At 56.8% G+C, this 18,889-nt stretch carries 11 protein-coding genes and 1 pseudogene; 6 read left to right on the top strand and 6 right to left on the bottom strand.

Annotated features, from left to right (window positions below; all coding sequences use genetic code 11):
• Nucleotides 1-305 precede the first annotated feature (305 nt).
• Nucleotides 306-1,190 carry a LysR substrate-binding domain-containing protein gene (locus tag TRM7615_RS14025; protein ID WP_108788567.1) on the bottom strand — a complete coding sequence of 295 codons (885 nt, stop codon included), beginning with the start codon at nt 1,188-1,190 and terminating at the stop codon, nt 306-308.
• A 152-nt stretch (nt 1,191-1,342) separates the two neighbouring features.
• Here TRM7615_RS14025 and TRM7615_RS14020 point away from each other — a divergent pair, with 152 nt between their 5' ends.
• From TRM7615_RS14020 to TRM7615_RS14005, 4 genes are read left to right on the top strand one after another with little or no spacing between them, the layout of a single operon-like run.
• Entirely contained in the window at nt 1,343-2,554 is a 1,212-nt protein-coding gene (locus TRM7615_RS14020) for an aminomethyl transferase family protein (protein ID WP_108788565.1), read from the top strand.
• A 2-nt stretch (nt 2,555-2,556) separates the two neighbouring features.
• A complete protein-coding gene (locus TRM7615_RS14015; RefSeq protein WP_108788563.1) occupies nt 2,557-4,161 on the top strand; it encodes a class I adenylate-forming enzyme family protein in 1,605 nt (534 codons plus the stop codon).
• Nucleotides 4,162-4,176: 15 nt separating this feature from the next.
• Nucleotides 4,177-5,610: an aldehyde dehydrogenase family protein gene (locus TRM7615_RS14010; protein ID WP_108788561.1), complete on the top strand. Its 1,434-nt coding sequence runs from the start codon at nt 4,177-4,179 to the stop codon at nt 5,608-5,610.
• A gap of 2 nt (nt 5,611-5,612) precedes the next feature.
• On the top strand, nt 5,613-6,458 hold the full coding sequence (locus tag TRM7615_RS14005) for a crotonase/enoyl-CoA hydratase family protein (protein ID WP_108788559.1): 846 nt from the start codon (nt 5,613-5,615) through the stop codon (nt 6,456-6,458).
• A gap of 368 nt (nt 6,459-6,826) precedes the next feature.
• On the opposite strand, the gene TRM7615_RS14000 is transcribed toward TRM7615_RS14005, so the two are convergent.
• The 3 genes from TRM7615_RS14000 to TRM7615_RS13990 form a co-directional block, all read right to left on the bottom strand.
• Nucleotides 6,827-8,473, bottom strand: a complete 1,647-nt coding sequence (locus TRM7615_RS14000; protein WP_108788557.1) for an acetolactate synthase large subunit — start codon at nt 8,471-8,473, stop codon at nt 6,827-6,829.
• A gap of 576 nt (nt 8,474-9,049) precedes the next feature.
• On the bottom strand, nt 9,050-9,442 hold the full coding sequence (locus TRM7615_RS13995; protein WP_108788555.1) for a DUF2147 domain-containing protein: 393 nt from the start codon (nt 9,440-9,442) through the stop codon (nt 9,050-9,052).
• Nucleotides 9,435-12,830, bottom strand: coding sequence for an SDR family NAD(P)-dependent oxidoreductase (locus TRM7615_RS13990; protein WP_108788553.1), 3,396 nt, complete (start codon nt 12,828-12,830; stop codon nt 9,435-9,437). Before TRM7615_RS13990 ends, TRM7615_RS13995 begins: the two co-directional genes overlap by 8 nt.
• Before the next feature lie 84 nt (nt 12,831-12,914).
• Here TRM7615_RS13990 and TRM7615_RS13985 point away from each other — a divergent pair, with 84 nt between their 5' ends.
• Entirely contained in the window at nt 12,915-13,862 is a 948-nt protein-coding gene (locus TRM7615_RS13985) for a LysR family transcriptional regulator (protein WP_108788551.1), read from the top strand.
• On the opposite strand, the gene TRM7615_RS13980 is transcribed toward TRM7615_RS13985, so the two are convergent.
• Nucleotides 13,859-15,400 (bottom strand): MFS transporter, encoded by a 1,542-nt coding sequence (locus TRM7615_RS13980; protein WP_108788549.1) that lies wholly within the window; start codon nt 15,398-15,400, stop codon nt 13,859-13,861. The two genes, TRM7615_RS13985 and TRM7615_RS13980, sit on opposite strands and share 4 nt — an antisense overlap.
• A 30-nt stretch (nt 15,401-15,430) precedes the next feature.
• Here TRM7615_RS13980 and TRM7615_RS13975 point away from each other — a divergent pair.
• A pseudogene (locus tag TRM7615_RS13975) lies at nt 15,431-16,372 on the top strand (IS5 family transposase).
• A 179-nt stretch (nt 16,373-16,551) separates the two neighbouring features.
• Here TRM7615_RS13975 and TRM7615_RS13970 read toward each other — a convergent pair.
• Complete coding sequence (locus TRM7615_RS13970) at nt 16,552-18,834, bottom strand: adenosylcobalamin-dependent ribonucleoside-diphosphate reductase (protein WP_108788547.1); 2,283 nt, start codon at nt 18,832-18,834, stop codon at nt 16,552-16,554.
• Nucleotides 18,835-18,889: the final 55 nt, after the last annotated feature.

The following is an 18,889-nucleotide window of genomic DNA, read 5'->3' as shown; positions in this document are numbered from 1 at the left end:
GAGAACTCGTAAAACAGTGCCGCCTGCGCTTCCTGCTTGGGTCCCATCATCGCCAATCCTCCCAATCAATAAGAGAATTGAATCAGCAGATCATGCCTCGATCAAGTATCAGTTTTTCAACAAAATCAGCCCAAAGCGGACATTGACGTCCGCACTACACAAAGGGCCGCGATGCGGACTTTGCTACCTTTTGCTTATGCCTCTATTGCGGACGCAGAAACCTTTCGCAAATGCGGTATGAAACACGCGGCGACGCGGCAGATTTCTCCAAACCGGCCGTTCAAGAGCAGCAAACCCGCAGGATTTCAGGCCCGCCTCTCGCTGCGATCATTTTCAGCCCGCAACCAGTCCAAGAATGCCTCTGCGCCCTGAGACATCGGCTGATCCGTGAAAATGACAAAGTAACCCGCGTTTTCAACTCTGACATCGGACAAGCGGACAAGCGTGCCGTCGTCAATTTCTGGCGCGATCAGATCATCCCAAAGCGCCAACCCCTGACCATCCACCACCGCATGAACGCGGCTGTTTGAGTCAGGAACCGTCAAGCTGGACCGGCTGGGTGCGTACGGCAGCCCTGCAGCTTTGTGCCAGGCGCGCCACCCCGCATCGCCGGAGCTGTCACCCAAGAGCGGAAGCTGCCTGACCGCTTCGGGCAATCCAAGCTGCCTTACCTGCTCAGCAACTGCACGGCTGGCGGTTGGCACAGCAGGCAGGGACAGAAGAAGTTCGCTCTTATGACCCTCCCAGCCGTCAATTCCCCAGAGGATTGCCATGTCGACTTTGACCGATCTCATCATGTCGACGGAATTGATCGGTTCGATCCGCAGGCTGATACCGGGATTGGCCTCAAAAAAGCGGGTGAGCCTTGGCGACAGCCAGCGTGAAGAGAAGTAGGTCAGCGCGCCAACGGTCACGGCACCTGAGACAGTGCCACGCAGGTCTTCGATTTCACGGTCGATCTGGCTCAGGGCCGTTTGGGACACATGCCACAATCTGCGCCCTTCTTCTGTCAGTCCCAGTTTTGCGTGCGCGCGCTCGAACAGACGAAAGCCTAGCTCGGCTTCAAGCTTGTTGATTTGGTAACTGATCGACCCTTTCGACTGATGCACCTCGTCCGCCGCCTTGGTCATCGACAGAGTGCGGGCAACGGCATCAAAGATCTTGAGGGCATCATAAGAACGAAAGCGCATGAATATTGTCTAATTTTTTCGAACGACTTGTGCAAATCATTAGATTTGCGCTGAGCCCAGTTGGTCCAATATCACTAACTCAATGCGTGGCACCCATCTGTCCTTGTCGAAGATCACCCGCAGGCGTCTAACAACTCTGAACGGTGAACAATATGACAACTGACCTTTCCCACTTCCGCTTCGTCGCCAAAGCTCTCCCCAATCAGGGCGCGCGACCGCGCGAATTGGCCCGCACCATGCCGGCCCATCCGCTGAGCTACATGGAACTGCCATATGATCCCGAATACACGCTCTATAACTTGCGCCTGACGCCAGAAAAGCTGGACACGGCCACGGATGACGAGATGTATTGGGCCGTGCGCACCAATGTCATTTTCCGCCACACCGGCGAATTGCCAATCGAGATTAGCGGGTCGGATTCTGAGGCCCTGCTGAACAAGGTGTTCACCCGGAGTGTCAGCAAGGTGAAGCCGGGGCGCTGTTCCTATCAGTTTGCCTGCTATCACGATGGCGGAATGATCACCGACGGGGTGCTGTTGCGGTTGTCGCAGGACAGGTTCTGGATGGCGCAGGCTGACGGCGACCTATTCAGCTGGTACAAGGCCCACGCCGAGGGGCTAGACGTGAAAATCCACGACCCGAATGTCTGGGTCAGCCAGATTCAAGGCCCACGGTCGCTGGACTTGCTGGCTGCTGTGCTGGACGGCCCCATGCCCGATCCTTTCCGCTATTTCGACTGCGCCGAGGTTTCCATCGCGGGGCAGACCTGCTGGATTAGCCGCTCGGGCTTCACCAATGAACTGGGCTGGGAAGTCTACATGTTACCCGACACCGACATCCCCGCCATCGGTGACAAGATCATGGAGGCAGGTGCTGCCTTCGGCATTCTGCTGACCGGAACACCAGTATTCCGCGCGCGGCGGATCGAGGCAGGGTTGCTCAATGCCGGCTCGGATTTCGGGGCGGAGACGACGCCGTTTGAGGCAGGGCTTGGCGGATTTGTCGAATTTGATGATCGCGATTTTGTTGGCCGCAAAGCGCTGGAGGCAGCCGATAAATCCTGCCGCACCTGGGGCATGCGGGTCACCGGCGGTGTCGCACAGCTTGGCCGCGTCATGACCATTGATGGCGAAGAGGTCGGCCGGGTCTGTTCTTCGGGCTATTCGCCCTATCAGGGCTGCGGTGTCTGCATCGTGCGCATGGATGTCCCTGCACAGGGTTCGGGCACAAAGGTGGAGGTGCTTTGCGCTGATGGGTCCACCCAGAGCGGTGAGCTCTGCACTCTGCCGATGTATGATGCGGACCGGCTCATTCCGCGCGGCAAGCTGGTGGACGTTCCAACAAACCCGATTGCAGCGGAATAACCATGTATGACCTGACGCTCAGCGTTTCGCACGTCCCGGCCCAATCCGATTTGGATACGCGCGAAATCACCATCGGCGCATTGCTGCGCGAGGTTGCCGCAGGGCGCCCGGATGCGCAGGCCCTTGTCGAAGTCAGACAGGACGGATCGACAGGGCGACGTTGGACCTACGCCGAGCTGCTGTCCGACGCCGAGCGACTTGCGCTGGCGCTGTCTACCCGGTTTGCGCCCGGCGAGCGGGTGGTCATCTGGTCGCCCAACAGCCCAGAATGGGTCCTGATGGAATATGCCTGTGCGCTGTCCGGGCTGGTGCTGGTGACTGCAAACCCGGCGTTTCAGGCACGCGAATTGGCCTACGTTCTGGAACAATCCGACGCGGTCGTCTTGTTTATTGTCGAAGAATTTCGCGGCAACCCGATGGGCCGGATCGGGGCCGAGGTCGCAGCAAACATCCCATCGGTGCGCGAAGTCACGGACATGGAAAGCGTCGAGCTTTACACACAAGGCTCCCGCCCGCCCGCGCTGCCCGAAGTCGCGTCGGGCGACGCCGCGATGATCCAATACACATCCGGCACAACGGGCTTTCCCAAAGGCGCGGTGCTCAGCCATCGCGGGCTGGTCAATAACGCGCGGTTCTATGCCGGGCGCTGCGGGGTCACCGAGGCAACCACATGGGTCAACATCATGCCGATGTTCCATACCTCGGGCTGCGGCATGGTCACCCTTGGCTGCCTTCAGGCGGGATGCCGGATGGTCTTGGTCAGCCTGTTTGATCCGGATGTTGTACTGAACCAGTTGGAAGCGAGCAGCGCGGACATTATACTTGGCGTCCCGACCATGGTGGTAGCCTTGCTCGACACTCAGGAAGGGCGCCCACGCGACCTCGCTGCCCTAAAACTTGTCAGTTGCGGTGGCTCGATGGTGGCCCCGGAACTGGTGCGCCGAGTGCAGACCCTGATGGGCGCCGGATTCTCGACGCTTTATGGTCAGACAGAACATTGCCCGGTGATCACTCAACACCATTTGTCAGACAGTATCGACGACATCTGCAACACGGCCGGTCAGCCTGTCGCGCAGACCGAGGTTTCGATCCGCAGCGTCGATGACAACAGCGCTGTCGCCGTTGGCAAGGTTGGGGAAATCTGTGCCCGCGGTCCCTGTGTGATGTTGGAATACAATGACAACCCCAAGGCCACGTCCGAGACGGTGGATGAGGGCGGTTGGCTACATACGGGTGATCTGGGCCGGATGGATGCGCGCGGGTATGTGACCGTGACGGGGCGGGTCAGGGAAATGATCATCCGGGGTGGCGAGAACCATTTCCCGGCCGAGATCGAGAACTGCCTGTTGGAACTCGCAGGCGTGGCCGAGGTCGCCGTTGTCGGTCTGCCGGACCCGAAATGGGGCGAGGTCATCGGCGCTTTCATCCGCGGCACGGGGCCGCTCGACAGGTCCGCGTTGCACGCTCATTGCCGCGCAAACATGTCCCCGCAGAAAACCCCGAATGTCTGGGTGCAGGTCGAGGACTTCCCCCTGACCGGTTCGGGAAAAATCCAGAAATTTGTTCTCCGCGATCGCTTCGTCGCCGGGGAATATTCTGAACTCTGACAGACAGGAACTGCCATGCAAGACGCATCCAAACACTATATCAACGGCCAACGGGTCGCCTCGATCGACGGGCGCGAAATGGCCGTTGAGAACCCGTCTACTGAAGAGAAGATCGCCACGATCACTTTGGGTGGCGTCGCAGATGCTGACGCGGCCGTCGCCGCAGCCAAGGCAGCTTTCCCGGCCTGGGCGGCAACAGACCCATTGGGCCGGATCGCCGCCCTGGAACGGTTGATGGAGGTCTACAAATCGCGGGCCGAAGACATGGCACAGGCCATCAGCGTTGAGATGGGCGCACCTATTGCGCTTGCAAGAACTGCACAGGTCGGGGCCGGGGCGGGGCATCTCAAGAACACCATTCGGGCGGCCAAGGCTTTCGCCTTTGAGCGTCCCCTTGGGGAGAACGCGCCCAGCGACATGATCCTTTACGAGCCGGTCGGTGTCTGCGCCCTGATCACCCCGTGGAACTGGCCGATGAACCAGGTGATGCTGAAGGTCGCCCCGGCGCTGGCGGCAGGCTGCACGGTGGTGCTGAAACCATCGGAACTGTCGCCGCTCAGCGCCATTCTGCTGGCCGAGATGATTGATGAGGCAGGTTTCTCGCCCGGTGTGTTCAATCTTGTGAACGGAGATGGCACTGGCGTTGGCGCGCATCTCACCGCGCACCCGGATGTGGATATGGTCAGCTTCACCGGGTCCACCCCTGCAGGTGTCGCGATCAGCAAGGCCGCTGCGGATACCGTCAAGCGCGTCAGTCTGGAACTGGGCGGCAAGGGGGCCAACATCATCTTCGCCGATGCCGATGAAAAGGCCGTTACGCGCGGCGTGCGTCATTGCTTCAACAACTCGGGCCAGTCCTGCAACGCGCCGACCCGCATGCTGGTGGAACGCGCAATCTACGACCAGTCTGTTGAAACCGCCCGTAAGGTGGCCGAGAAAACAGAGGTCGGACCGGCGGAGACCGAAAGCCGCCAGATCGGGCCGGTTGTGTCTGAAACGCAATGGGGCAAAATCCAATACTTGATCAAGTGCGGCTTTGATGAGCACGCCACACTGGTCGCGGGTGGCCTTGGTCGCCCCGACGGGTTGAACCGGGGTCACTTCGTGCGCCCCACGGTCTTTGCAGATGTCACGTCGAATATGACGATCTGGAAGGAAGAAATCTTTGGGCCGGTCCTTGTGATGACACCGTTTGACACCGAAGAGGAGGCCATCGCGCTTGCCAATGACACGCCCTATGGTCTGACCAACTATGTCCAGACTGCCGACAAAACACGCGCCCGTCGGGTGGCGCGCGGGCTGCGGTCCGGTATGGTTGAGATGAACGGAAAATTCGGCGGTGCGGGCTCGCCTTTCGGCGGCATGAAGCAGTCGGGCAATGGCCGTGAAGGTGGCGTCTGGGGTCTTGAGGAATTCCTTGAGGTCAAGGCCGTCAGCGATTGGGAGTGAGCATGGGAAAGGTTCTGTACGAGAAAGATGGCCGGATCGGGCGGATCACTCTGAACCGACCTGAAGTGATGAATGCGATCGACGATGATCTGCCGCGCGAACTGGCGGCGGCGGTTGCAGAGGCCGACCATGATCGCGACGTGCACGTGATGGTCCTGTCCGGCGCAGGAAAGGCATTTTGCGCAGGCTACGATCTGGCCCACTACGCGGCGGGCAACGGCCCCAACAAGGTGGTGCAGGACATGCCCTGGGACCCAATGCAGGATTTCCAGTTCATGTGGGCGAACACGCAGGCCTTCATGTCGCTCTTTCGGGCGATGAAGCCGGTGATCTGCAAGGTGCATGGACACGCCGTCGCGGGCGGATCAGATATTGCGCTCTGCGCAGACCTGACTGTCATGGGCGACACCGCGCAAATCGGTTATATGCCAACACGTGTCTGGGGCTGCCCGACAACGGCGATGTGGGTGCATCGACTGGGGCCGGAAAAGGCCAAGCGCATGATGTTCACGGGTGACAAGATAACCGGCGTTGAAGCCGCCGAGATGGGGCTGGTGCTGAAATCCGTGCCTGACGCTCAGCTCGATGCCGAGGTCGAGGCGCTGGCCGCCCGGATGGCATCCGTGCCGATCAACCAATTGGCCATGCAGAAAATGGTGATCAACGCTGCAGTCGAGGAAAAGATCAACCAGACGCAGCGCCTTGCCACAGTCTTCGACGGCATCACCCGCCATTCACCCGAAGGCATGAACTTCAAAGCCCGCGTGGAGCAAGTCGGCTGGAAGCAGGCGGTGCAGGAACGGGACGCCGGAACATTCGACTGGACCCGCAACAAACCCTTCGACTGATAATTCGGGTACGGCAACCGAAACCAGTGCTTCGGCTTAATTGACCAAATAGCGGTAAGGTCCCGCACAGTGTGAATGCGAGGTTCCAGATTTGCTGCGGCCTGCCGGAATGGCTGCATTCTTCTCTGCCATGCAGCGAGTAAAATTCGGCAGTGCGGCGGGGAGGCGCGCTGCGCACGCTCGCAGCAAGAAAATCGAATTCACAGGTTGGGCTCGAAACAGTCGTTCGCTAAGTCATGCCTGGGTGGCTGCTGTCAGCCCAAAGCGGGCACTAAAAGCTACTCGCCATGCCATGTTAAAAACCTCTTTGTCCCTATTCGCTACGACAGAACAATTGGGAGCCATGGCATCAAACAGAGGCGGGGTCCTCAACCTCTTGCGCTCAGTTCCTTGATTTTGACGTTCAGGATTTCGTCGTTCTCGCTGTAATCCACAGGGCAATCGATAAGATGCACCCCCTTGGACGATAAGCATTTGTCGAGCGTGTCACGGAGTTCGCCGGCACTTTCGATCCTGTGTCCAATTGCGCCATAGCTTTCGGCATACTTCACGAAATCCGGATTGCCATAGGTGAGGCCCCAATCCTCAAAACCCATATTGGCTTGCTTCCAACGGATCATGCCATAGCTGTCGTCGCGCAGTACAAGAACAGTCAGGTCCAGCCCGAGGCGCACCGCCGTCTCCATCTCTTGACTGTTCATCATGAAGCCGCCGTCACCGCAGATCGCCATGACTTTGCGGTCGGGATACAGGATCGCCGACATCATCGCCGATGGAAGGCCCGCACCCATAGTTGCAAGCGCGTTGTCCAGCAGCACGGTGTTCGGCTTAGCCGCTTCGTAATTACGCGCAAACCATATTTTGTAGACCCCGTTGTCCAGGGCGATGATCCCGTCGTCGGGCATGACGTCCCGAACGACCTTGACCAGATGCGGTGGGAAGATGGGGTAGCGCGTATCGTTTGACAAACTGATGTCATGCGCCTTTTGAGCCGCCTTCGCGCGGTACATCGTCTCAAAACTCCACTCAGGCGAGACAACGAGTTCTTCCTTCATTTGCCAGATGGCATTGCCAATATCGCCAATGACTTCGACCTGAGGGAAGTAAACGGGATCGACATTGGCGGTATTCATCGAGATATGCACAACTCTCGCACCGCCTTGCTCCATGAAAAACGGAGGTTTCTCGATGACATCGTGGCCTACATTGAGAATGAGGTCCGCTTGGCCAATGGCGCGGTGTACAAAATCATCCGCCGACAGCGCTGCGCATCCCATGAATTCCGCGCGGTTCTCGTTCACCACCCCTTTGCCCAGCTGTGTTGTCACGAACGGGATGCCAGACTTCTCGATGAATTGCGTTAGCATGCGGCCCGTTGTGGTGCGGTTTGCGCCACCGCCGAGCACTAAGATAGGTGATTTGGCCTCTTCAAGCATCTTTACCGCTGCTCGAATGGCCTTTGCTTCGGCGACCGGGCGGCGGGCAACACTGGCTCTGATGGGAGTAGCGTCTGTCTGCTCAGCTGCCACGTCCTCAGGAAACTCGATATGTGTCGCACCGGGTTTTTCTTCCTCAGCAAGACGCATGGCTTCGCGCACGCGGGTGGCAATATTGTCAGCACCGGCGAGTTGATGTGTGAACTTCGTGATTGGACCCATCATGTCGACAACGTCGAGGATCTGAAAACGGCCTTGCTTGGAATGCTTGATTGGCTTTTGTCCCGTCACCATGAGCATCGGCATCCCGCCCAACTGCGCGTAGGCCGCTGTGGTCACGAGATTGGTAGCACCGGGACCGAGAGTAGCCATGCAAACCCCTGCTTTGCCCGTGTGTCTGCCATAGGTGGCAGCCATGAAGCCCGCGCCTTGTTCGTGTCGAGTCAAGATGAGTTTGATTTTTCGCGATCTTGAAAGGCTGTCGAGCATGTCGAGATTTTCCTCGCCGGGCACGGCAAAGATGTACTCGACACCTTCTTCCTCCAAACACTGTACAAATAGATCAGATGCTTTTGTCATCAAAAATAACTACTTCGCCGCTAAACCATCGAGTGCTTAGTGCACCTGACTTTGACGAAGTATAGCCACTCGTGGAACGACTTACACAGATGAATTGCTGCACGTCCTATAGGCGGACGGCACGGGCATCAGTGTCTTTGGGATACACTGCAAAGCAAAACAAAGCCCGAAAGGACCTGACCGAGATGAAACAGGAGCGAGGCTTCCGGTGAAATTGTGGGGCTTCTTCGAGAGCGAAAGGCGGAATTGGGATGAAGTTCGACCGACAGCAGTCATTCAAGACAGGCGCGTGATGGAGAATTTTCAGCCTATCCCAAAGCGGACATAGGCCTTGGTCACGAGATCAAAACGATACTCTTTATTAGTCCACTAGTTCGATGTCCTTTGAAGCGCTCACGAAACACGTCTCTGAGAAATCGCACTATTGCACTGCACGAAAAGCTAGAGGCTGGACCAAAGTTACGTTTGAAAATTCACCACAGTGGCTCCCGGTCACGGAACAAAAGTAATCTACATTCGTTCCGATTGTCGGCTTGAATTCACCGTGTTTCTTTCTCGGGTCTGCAACTATTTTGCTTACTCCGGCCGCTTCCAGTTCTGACCGTCGCAGAAACCAGAAACACAGCCTTCTACTCTGATAGCAGTTTTGCCCAGCGTAACGCGCGCATCGTAGTTGGTATCAGTCAGAACGTCATAAACGGTTCCGTTTTCCCAGCGGTTTTCCTCCACAATCTCCATGTCCCAAAAAATGGCCCGTCCGATAAGCTCTTGTGCGGCTGGGTTGTCCGAATTCACGACTTCGGTCACTGTACTGCACAGTTTTTCTTCGGCATTCTGGCATGGGTGGATGTCCACCAACAAATGAGCACCGGTGTCATCCGTGATCGTGCGCCAAATGCCATATGGTTCGTTTGCGAAAGCCGGTCCGGCAATCATCAGGGCCACGGCGCCGACAAACAGTTTATTCATGATTTCCTCCTATTGGATCTGAGTGTTCTGTGAGTGATGGATTGAAGTTCTCGTGTTTTTCCGTCGCCTTTCGCCCTTGTGAACTTGCGAGCGTCCCTATGCGTTCAGCAATGTCGTGTAAGGCCGCAGCGGCGTCCGGAATAATGCCAACCCAGCTTTTGAAGCCGTGGATTAGGCTGCTGTATTCGACGTAATCTACTGACACGCCCGCATCCCTTAGTGCGGTGGCAAATTCCTGCCCTGCGTCGCGCAATGGATCAAAACCGGCTGTCGCAATCAATGCGGGCGGCAGGTTTGCGTGAGTTACAGCCCGTAGCGGTGAAATTCGCGGGTCTTCCCAATCGACGCCTTCGGGGATGTAATGGCGCGCAAACCAATCCTGCAACGCTGCATCCAACCCAAAACCTTCGGCAAACTCGATGGACGATGGTGTTTCATACCCCGCAGCAACAGAAGGATAGATCAACGCACTCCAGGCACATTTCGGACCGTCTGCGTCACGCAACAACTGAGCAGTCACTGCTGATAGGTTCGCGCCGGCGGAGTCACCTCCTACGCCAATGCGCGTTGGATCAAGGCCAAGTGCGGCTGCGTTTTGAACCACCCAGAGATATGCATCCCGGGCGTCTTCGACGGGCGCAGGGAATTTGAATTCCGGCGCGCGGCGGTAGTCCACGGAAATCAGCGTAACGCCGCTTCCAATCGCAAGTGCGCGGCAGGCATTGTCATGAGTGTCCAGATCCCCGATCACCCATCCGCCACCATGAAAGAACACCATTCCGGCCGCCTCGGGACTCGCCTCGGCGGGCCTGTAGACCCGGTAGTTCAGGGTTCGGCCTTCAAGCTCCATGGCCCCGTCTTCAATGGCGCATGGGATTGAGATCGGAGCTTCCAGTCTTTCAACCATCGCAGAGAACAATGCACGGGCATCCGGGGCAGACATCTCTTGCATCTTGGGGCCATTCTTGGCGTCCGGAGATGACAGGATCGTCCCGATTGTGGGATCCAATTTACGTGCTGGTGTCGGATCTTTGCCTGCTTGCCTTCTGGCCGTCCAGTTGCGGGGTGGTTTGCCTTTGTTGGATGCAAGTTCGGTCAGAACAAACTCTGCCTCGTCCACATGGCTCATCTGGTTTGCAAAATCCCGTGCATTGCCCGGAAAAAGAGTTTCGATGCGGCCATTTGAACCGATGTACCAGCTATCACACCCGGACGCCCAAACGGTGTTGTCCAACTGCGATTGCAATGTGTCACTGAACTTATGGCAAGTCTCATCACTCACCGAAACCAAGCGATCACGCCCTGCCAATTTCATAACGTCAACGATCCAGTCCACGGATTGTTCGATCAGATAAACAACCGAAGTGGTGCCGACACCGGAGTTGGGACCAGTCACCAGGAAATAGTTCGGCAAGTCAGGAACCATGCTGGATTTATAGGCGTCAGCGCGTGACTGCCAGATGTCTTCCAACGAGCGGCCGTTCTGCCCTATCACGCGGAAGGCAGACCGCTGCCCTTCGATATCAAACCCCGTCGCATAGATGATCGCATCCACCGGCGCCAGCGCCTCTTCGGTTTTGACACCAGCCGATTCAATTGCCGTGATTGGGGCGGTTTCAAGTGTTACGTTGGAGCGATTGAGCGCGGGCAGGAAGTCGTCCGAGATCAGGATGCGCTTACAGCCAAGTTCGTAATTTGGCATCAGCTTGTCAGCGAGGGCTGGATCGTTGATCTGCGAACGCATGTGCGCTTTGATTTCAGCTTCGGCAATCTTGCGGATCGCGGGACTTACGACAATCGGGTAAAGCCGGGTGTCCTTGTCTTCGAACTGTTCCTTCCGAACCGCCTGCATTTTCGAAGGATCTCTGCGGAAGCTGTGTTTTTCCTCGTCGGAGTACCCAAAATCTTCGCGCGCCGCGATGTAGTTGGGCGTGCGCTGATATAGCGTGACATGCTCTGCGGTCTGAGCCAATTGGGGAACTGCTTGAATTGCGCTTGCTGCGCTTCCGATGACAGCAATACGCTTGCCGGTAGGATCAAAATTCTCGTCCCATTCCGCCGTGTGCATTTCGACGCCGTCAAATTTCTCGCGTCCGGGGAAATTGGGAATGAACGGCTTGTGCAGCCCACCGGTCGCATTTACGACAAAGCGAGCACGAACTTCTGATCCGTCTTCAAAACGAACGATCCACAGCGAGCTGGTTTCGTCAAATTGAAGCTCGGTGATCTCGCACTTCAGGCTTATCCGATCCCGCACGCCATACTTTTCGGCGCAATGTTGGATATAGGACTGTATCTCTTTCTGCGGTGCATAGAAACGGCTCCAGTCGGGGTTCATCTCGAAAGAGTAGCAATAGAAGTGCGAGGGGATGTCACAGGCTGCCCCCGGATAGCGGTTGTGCCACCAAGTGCCGCCAAGACCATCGCTTTTTTCAAAGACGCGAAAGTTAACGATGCCACTTTCTTGCAGTTTGATTGCCGCGCAGATTCCGGAAAAACCTGCGCCGATAACGGCCACGTCCAACGGTTCCTGGCCGACCCCAATGGCGTGCTCAAGCGCATAGTCTTCGATGGCTGCGCTTGCTTGCAAATCGGTCTCGATCTCGGAGAACCGCCCTGCAACGAAAGGCGCAAGATCGGCTTGTGTGAAGATGTAAAAACGCCCTTTGTCGATCTGATCCAGGGCCCACTCGGCGACGACGTCCGGCTCCAGTCCCGCATCAATCGCGGCAGCCACCTGCCGGTCCTGCTCCGTTTGTTCACGAGGGACTTCACTCTCTTTTTTCGACGGGCTTCCTTGGGCACTTTTATGAATATCTGTGCGCACCCATCCGGGGCACAACAGGCCGACGCCGATGTCGGTAGACGCAAATTCCTGACGCAGTGCCTCGCTATATCCAACCAGACCAAACTTTGATGCATTGTAGGGGCCACCGCCGGGCAAGGCGAGGTGCCCTGCCATGGACGCAGTGTTCAAGATAAAGCCGCCCTCGCTTTGCGTTTTGAACACGGGGACCAATGCTTCGGTGCAATGCACTGCGCCCATCAAGTTGATGCCAAGAATCCAATTCCAGTCTTCGATGGGAATTGTTCCTGTCTCTCCCCCCAAGGACACACCAGCGTTATTCGCCAGGAAATGAACTTTGCCAAATCGTTCGAGAGTAGCTTCGACGGCCTTCTTCACCGATGCCGGGTCCGAGACATCACATTTCACCCAAGCTGCATCGATGCCCTTATCGCAAAGCTTTGCACAGCTTTGGACCAATGTGTCGCTGTCGATGTCCGCAATCATGACGCACATGCCACGCCGACCCAACGAATTGGCAATCGCCAAACCGATGCCATTCGCCCCCCCAGTGACAAATGCGACTTTACCTTCGAATTCCATAAATCATCCTCTGCTCACAATGCAAAGTTTGACCTGCTAACCTAACTTGTAAAGAATGTAAGCAATGCTTACAGGGGTATTCAAATGGACAGCCTTAACCCTCTCAGGCAACTTGTTGCGCTTGGTGACACTGGCAATTTTCGCTTGGCTGGTGAGGCTTTAGGTGTTTCCCATTCGGCTGTGAGCCAAACAATTCGCAAGCTCGAAGAAAGCTACGGTGTTGAATTGTTTGATCGTACCCGAGGGCGTACCGTGCCTACGGCCTTTGGCGAACGGCTAATCGAATCAGCCAGACGCTCGCTAAACGACATGGATACCGCAGCGCGCGATTTACAGCTGATGGAGAGCCATCAAGGCGGCAGGTTGGTTATCGGAGTGGATCCCGCAGTCAGCGAAAGCCTGCTTTCCCTGCCTCTTGCCAAGATGATAAACAAACATCCATCGTTGCAATTTACGGTCCTCTCCTGCAATCGCGCAAGATGGGAAAAGCGCCTGCGCAATCGCGAAATAGACATGTATCTTGGCCTTCAGCCGGATCGCGAGGAGGACGTGCTGAGCTATCGCAAGCTTGTTTTGCAACCGCCCGCTCTGTTTTGTCGGTCTGATCACGCTTTGCTGTCGAAACCAACTATTCTTATCAACGACCTGCGACATCTGTCGGTCATTGGCGGAGACGTTCCAGACTGGTTCCTGTGGCGCATTCTTGATGCATATCCCGACGCTTTCACGGGGCTTCAAGATCTGCGCGGTACGTTTCTGACATCGCAGGATTTCGGTTTGCTGCGTCAGCTACTGTTAAGAACCAATGCATTGGCCATCCTGCCTGAGTTCATAATTCATCAAGAGGTCGCTACAGGCCTAGTGCGCAAAGTCGAAGTCCAAGGGTGGCCGTTCAACGATAGCACCATATCCGGCGTAGCCGCATGGCTGCGGGAACGTCCACTGCCCCCAGCGGCCAAGCAGCTTCTCTCAGAAGTGCAACGCATGTTGGATCAATCCGTGTTCCGGCGCCGCACACGAGGTGAACCTTAACCTTTCCCGAGGGCTCGGAGGTTATCGCCATGTTCGGATCGGGTCAGTTTGAACCCCTTCAGCACCCAAACAGAATAGGCGTACAACACTGCGATCAGTACGACATAGGGGATGGCAATGGAGTGCATTGTACTGCCATCAATCAGCCGACCGCTTTGCGCTCCCAAGCTCAGCATGACGCCCGACACAAATATCCCGAGGCCTGTCACAACCTTGCGCGTGAACGAAAACGCCGCAAAATACAGCCCTTCGGCGCGGTGGCCAGTACGGATCTGATCGGCGTCTACAAGATCAATCGTCATCGAAAATTTCACGGCGCTCAAAAGTACGGTCACGGTTGTCGTCAGGAATGTCAGGATGGCAACCACGTAAAACAATTCCGGGCTGCGCGGAGCTGGGAGCACGTCGAAGTACTTTCCAACAACCAGTGAAACCGACAACACCAGAGCCATCCAGCTCAGTGTAACAGCCACAGATTTCTTTTCAAAACCACGCACAACAAATGCAGTGGACAAGTAAGCGATGATCGCAGCAGGAACCATCGTCAGCGTCACAAGCGCGATCTGGGTTGAACTCAGGCCAAAATAGAAGATTCCAAAATAGAGTTGCAGCGACATGGCTAAGCCAGACACTAGGTTGGTGCACAGCGATGCCAGAAACACAGACCTAAAGGAACTGTCGGCAAAGACATGCCCCACGTTCTTGAAAAATCGAAATCCGTATCCTTCGCTGCTGGTGTCGGGAGTGCTGAAAACCTTGACGGCCCGTTGGGTTCCAACCGCAGACACAAACATCGTCACTACCATGACCAACGTGGCCCAGAATGCGTATCGTGTATAACCTTCTGGGTTCAGGATACCCGGGTCGTAGTCCACTGAATCCGGCAAAAACACCTGATAGACGACCACTGCCATGATGACCCCACCCAGCCATCCGAACATAAGGCGCAAACCGGTGATGGCTGTCCGCTTGTCATAGTCATGAGAAATTTCACCAATCAACGCCGAGTTGGGAATCTCAAAAAAGGTGAGCGTCAGACGCACCGCCACCGACATGAACGTCAGATAGAGAAACAGCATGAACTCGCTGGCCTCTGGCGGCGTCCAAAGCAGGTAATAGGTGATCGCAATCGGCACGATGGAGGCATACATGAACGGATGTCTGCGTCCCAAGCGAGAGGTGCAACGATCTGACAAGTAACCGGCCCAGGGATCTGAAATTGCGTCAACCAACATCGCGATCAACAAGGCGATCCCAACCAGATAAGCCGGAAGCCCCAAAACTTGGTTGAAATAGATCATCAGGAAAGTGGAGAACCCGTTGTCCTTGATCCCATATGCAATCGATCCGATGCCGTATGAGACAATACCTCCCAAACCTACTTTTTGCGTCATGAACGTTCCTCCCGGTCGCCATGGTGTCCAAGGGGTAAACGTTCGTAAACCGCGTAAGGGTTGCTTACAGGGACGCTGAGAACGTGCGAAATGAACATTTGGGTTGGAAAGGGCTTTGTTGCACAAATCGGCTGAGGGATTCATTGCGTGAAACCAGCATGATAGCTGGAATGCATGAACAGTTGTTCACCCACGAAGTACAAGACGAAGAATTGGCCGTCGTATAACAAGTCGTTGAAACAGCGCGGATCACTATCGGTTTGGTTCGACCCCGAGATGGTCTGGGTGCCGCCGCCGACCGGGAAACGCGGCCGACAACAAAGTTTCAGTGATGCGGCGATCCAGACGTGCCTTACCCTGAGAGTGCTGTGCAGAATGCCGCTTCGGCAGACGACAGGGTTCGTTCAGAGCCTGTTGCGGATGGCGGGGCTGGATTGGGCTGCGCCGGATTTCAGCACATTGAGCCGACGTCAAAAGACACTGAACGTGAACCTACCCTATCGCGGTGGAACCGGCCCGATGAACCTGCTGATCGATAGTACGGGCATCAAATCCGAGGGAGAAGGCGAGTGGAACGCCCGCAAGCACGGCGGCTCAAAACGCCGCATCTGGCGCAAGATACACATAGGGATCGACGAGGAAACGCTGGAGGTGCGGGCCGTCGAGGTCACGACCAGAAATGTTGGGGATGCACCTGTGCTGCCCGAGCTGCTGAACCAAATCCCACCCGATCAGGACGTCGGGTCAGTGACCGCAGACGGGGCATATGACACACGCAAATGCCATGACGCGATTGCCGCCCATGGTGCCCATGGTGCCCATGACGTCATACCGCCACGCAAGAACGCCAAACCGTAGAAACCCACTACAGCCGGAGCCATCGCATGGAACGATGCAGTTGATGCCTCGCGCTATCTTGGCCGACCCATTTGGAAACGGTGGAGCGGATATCACCGCAGGAGCCGCGTCGAGACCAAGATGCACTGTGTGAAGCGACCGGGCCAATCCTTGATGGCGCGGGGCTTCGACCGTCAGGTTGCAGAAATCCAAGTTCGCATTGCCGTGCGCAACCGCTACACCGCTCTTGGCATACCGCTCACAGAGTCCACACGATAAGTCCGTCCGGGGAAAGGGGAAGTCTGCCCTTCAACCGATTTGTGCAACAAAGCCGTCGGAAATAGAATGCCACCGCCTTTTGAGGCAGCGGCTTTCTTTTGGTGGTCAGAATTGCAATCTGAACTGGTCAAATTGCAGACTGATGCGAGCTTTCACAACAAACTGCAAACCCGACCCAGTCAGCCACACTTCGAATGGCCACAACTGCGGCAGGTCATGCAGCCCTCGATCATCACCAGATCGTATTGACCACAACTTGGGCAAGCTTTGCCGCGATTGGTGTCGGTGTTGACCACTTGCGCCTGCGGATCAGATTTGAGGCCCATGCCTTCACCCTCAAGAAACCCGATCGCAACCATATGCTGTTCGATCACGCCGCCGATTGCCGCCAGGATCGAGGGGATGTACTTGCCTTGCACCCAGGCCCCGCCACGCGGGTCGAATACAGCCTTCAGCTCTTCCACCACAAACGAGACATCACCACCGCGACGGAACACCGCCGAGATCATGCGCGTCAACGCCAGCGTCCAGGCATAGTGCTCCATGTTCTTAGAGTTGATAAACACCTCGAACGGACGGCGACGACCGCCAATGATGATGTCGTTGATGGTCAGATAGATCGCGTGTTCGCTATCGGGCCACTTCAGCTTGTAGGTCGATCCTTCCAGCGACTGAGGACGGTCCAACGGTTCGGACATGTAGATCACGTCGCCGCCCTCCACCTCATGTGGAGCATCGGCGCTTTCGCCCGGCGCTTTCTCCGAGCTCTCGGACACAGTCAGAACCGAACCGGTGACGTCATTCGGGCGGTAGGTCGTGCACCCTTTGCAGCCTTGATCCCAAGCCTGCATGTAGACGTCCTTGAACGCATCGAAAGAGATGTCTTCGGGGCAGTTGATGGTTTTCGAAATCGAACTGTCGATCCACTTCTGCGCAGCGGCCTGCATCTTGACGTGATCGGTCGGGGCCAAGGTCTGTGCGTTGACGAAGTAGTCCGGCAACTCCTTGTTGCCGAATTTGTCGCGCCACAGCTGCACGGCATAATCCACGACCTCTTCTTCGGTGCGCGAACCGTCCTTTTGCAAAACCTTGCGGGTATAGGCGTAGGCGAAGACCGGCTCGATGCCTGAGCTGACGTTACCTGCATACAGCGAAATGGTCCCGGTCGGCGCGATCGACGTCAGCAGCGCGTTGCGGATGCCATGTTCGCGGATGGCATCGCGCACGTCGTCGTCCATCGCCAGCATGGTGCCGCTTGCCAGGTAATTCTCGGCGTCGAACAGCGGGAACGCCCCCTTTTCCTTCGCCAAATCCACCGACGCCAGATACGCGGCGCGGGCGATCGCGTGCAACCAGCGCTCGGTCTGACGCGCCGCCTCGTCCGAGCCATAGCGCAGGCCCAGCATCAAAAGCGCATCGGCAAGACCCGTGACGCCCAGACCGATCCGGCGCTTGGCTTGCGCCTCGGCTGCCTGTTCGGGCAGCGGGAATTTGGAGGCATCGACCACGTTGTCCATCATGCGAACGGCAGTGGCGACCAATTCCTGCATCGCGTCAGGGTCCAGTTCCGCGTCTTTTTCGAACGGGTTCTTGACCAAACGCGCCATATTGATCGACCCGAGCAGGCACGCACCATAGGGCGGCAAAGGTTGTTCGCCGCAGGGGTTGGTCGCGGCGATGGTCTCCACGTAATTCAGGTTGTTGGCCTTGTTGATCCGGTCGATGAAGATCACGCCCGGCTCGGCATAGTCATAGGTCGCCTGCATGATCTTGTTCCACAGATCACGGGCCTGGACAGTGTGATAGACCTTGTCACCAAACACCAGTTCCCAAGGGCCATCGGCCTTGACCGCTTCCATGAAGGGGTCGGTCACCAGCACCGACATGTTGAACATGCGCAGACGCGCAGGGTCGGATTTGGCGGTGATGAATTGCTCGATGTCCGGGTGATCACAGCGCATGGTCGCCATCATCGCACCCCGACGCGAGCCAGCGGACATGATTGTGCGGCACATCGCATCCCAGACATCCATGAACGACAGTGGGCCCGAGGCATCCGCGGCCACGCCGTGCACATCCGCGCCCCTTGGACGGATGGTCGAGAAATCATAGCCGATCCCCCCACCCTGCTGCATGGTCAACGCCGCCTCTTTCAGCATATCAAAGATGCCGCCCATGCTGTCGGGTACGGTGCCCATGACAAAGCAGTTGAACAGGGTCACTTGCCGGGCGGTGCCCGCTCCGGCAGTGATGCGGCCGGCGGGCAGGTATTTGAAATCTTCCAGAGCTTCAAAGAACCGCTCTTCCCAATGCGCCGGATCTTTCTCGACGCGGGCCAAATCACGGGCAATTCGCCGCCAGCTATCTTCGACCGACACGTCGATGGGCGTTCCGTCCGCTTGTTTGAAGCGGTATTTCATATCCCAGATCTGCTCGGCGATAGGGGCGGCAAAGCGACTCATTTTTTGATTCCTTGGTGGCGGCAGCGGCCAGAGAGTTACAATGTTTCTTACTCAG

Origin of the sequence: Falsiruegeria mediterranea M17 (genome assembly GCF_900302455.1) — a bacterium.
Lineage (GTDB): Bacteria > Pseudomonadota > Alphaproteobacteria > Rhodobacterales > Rhodobacteraceae > Falsiruegeria > Falsiruegeria mediterranea.
The sequence above is the reverse complement of the archived record's forward strand: the minus strand, read 5'-3'. Positions and strand labels throughout refer to the sequence as shown.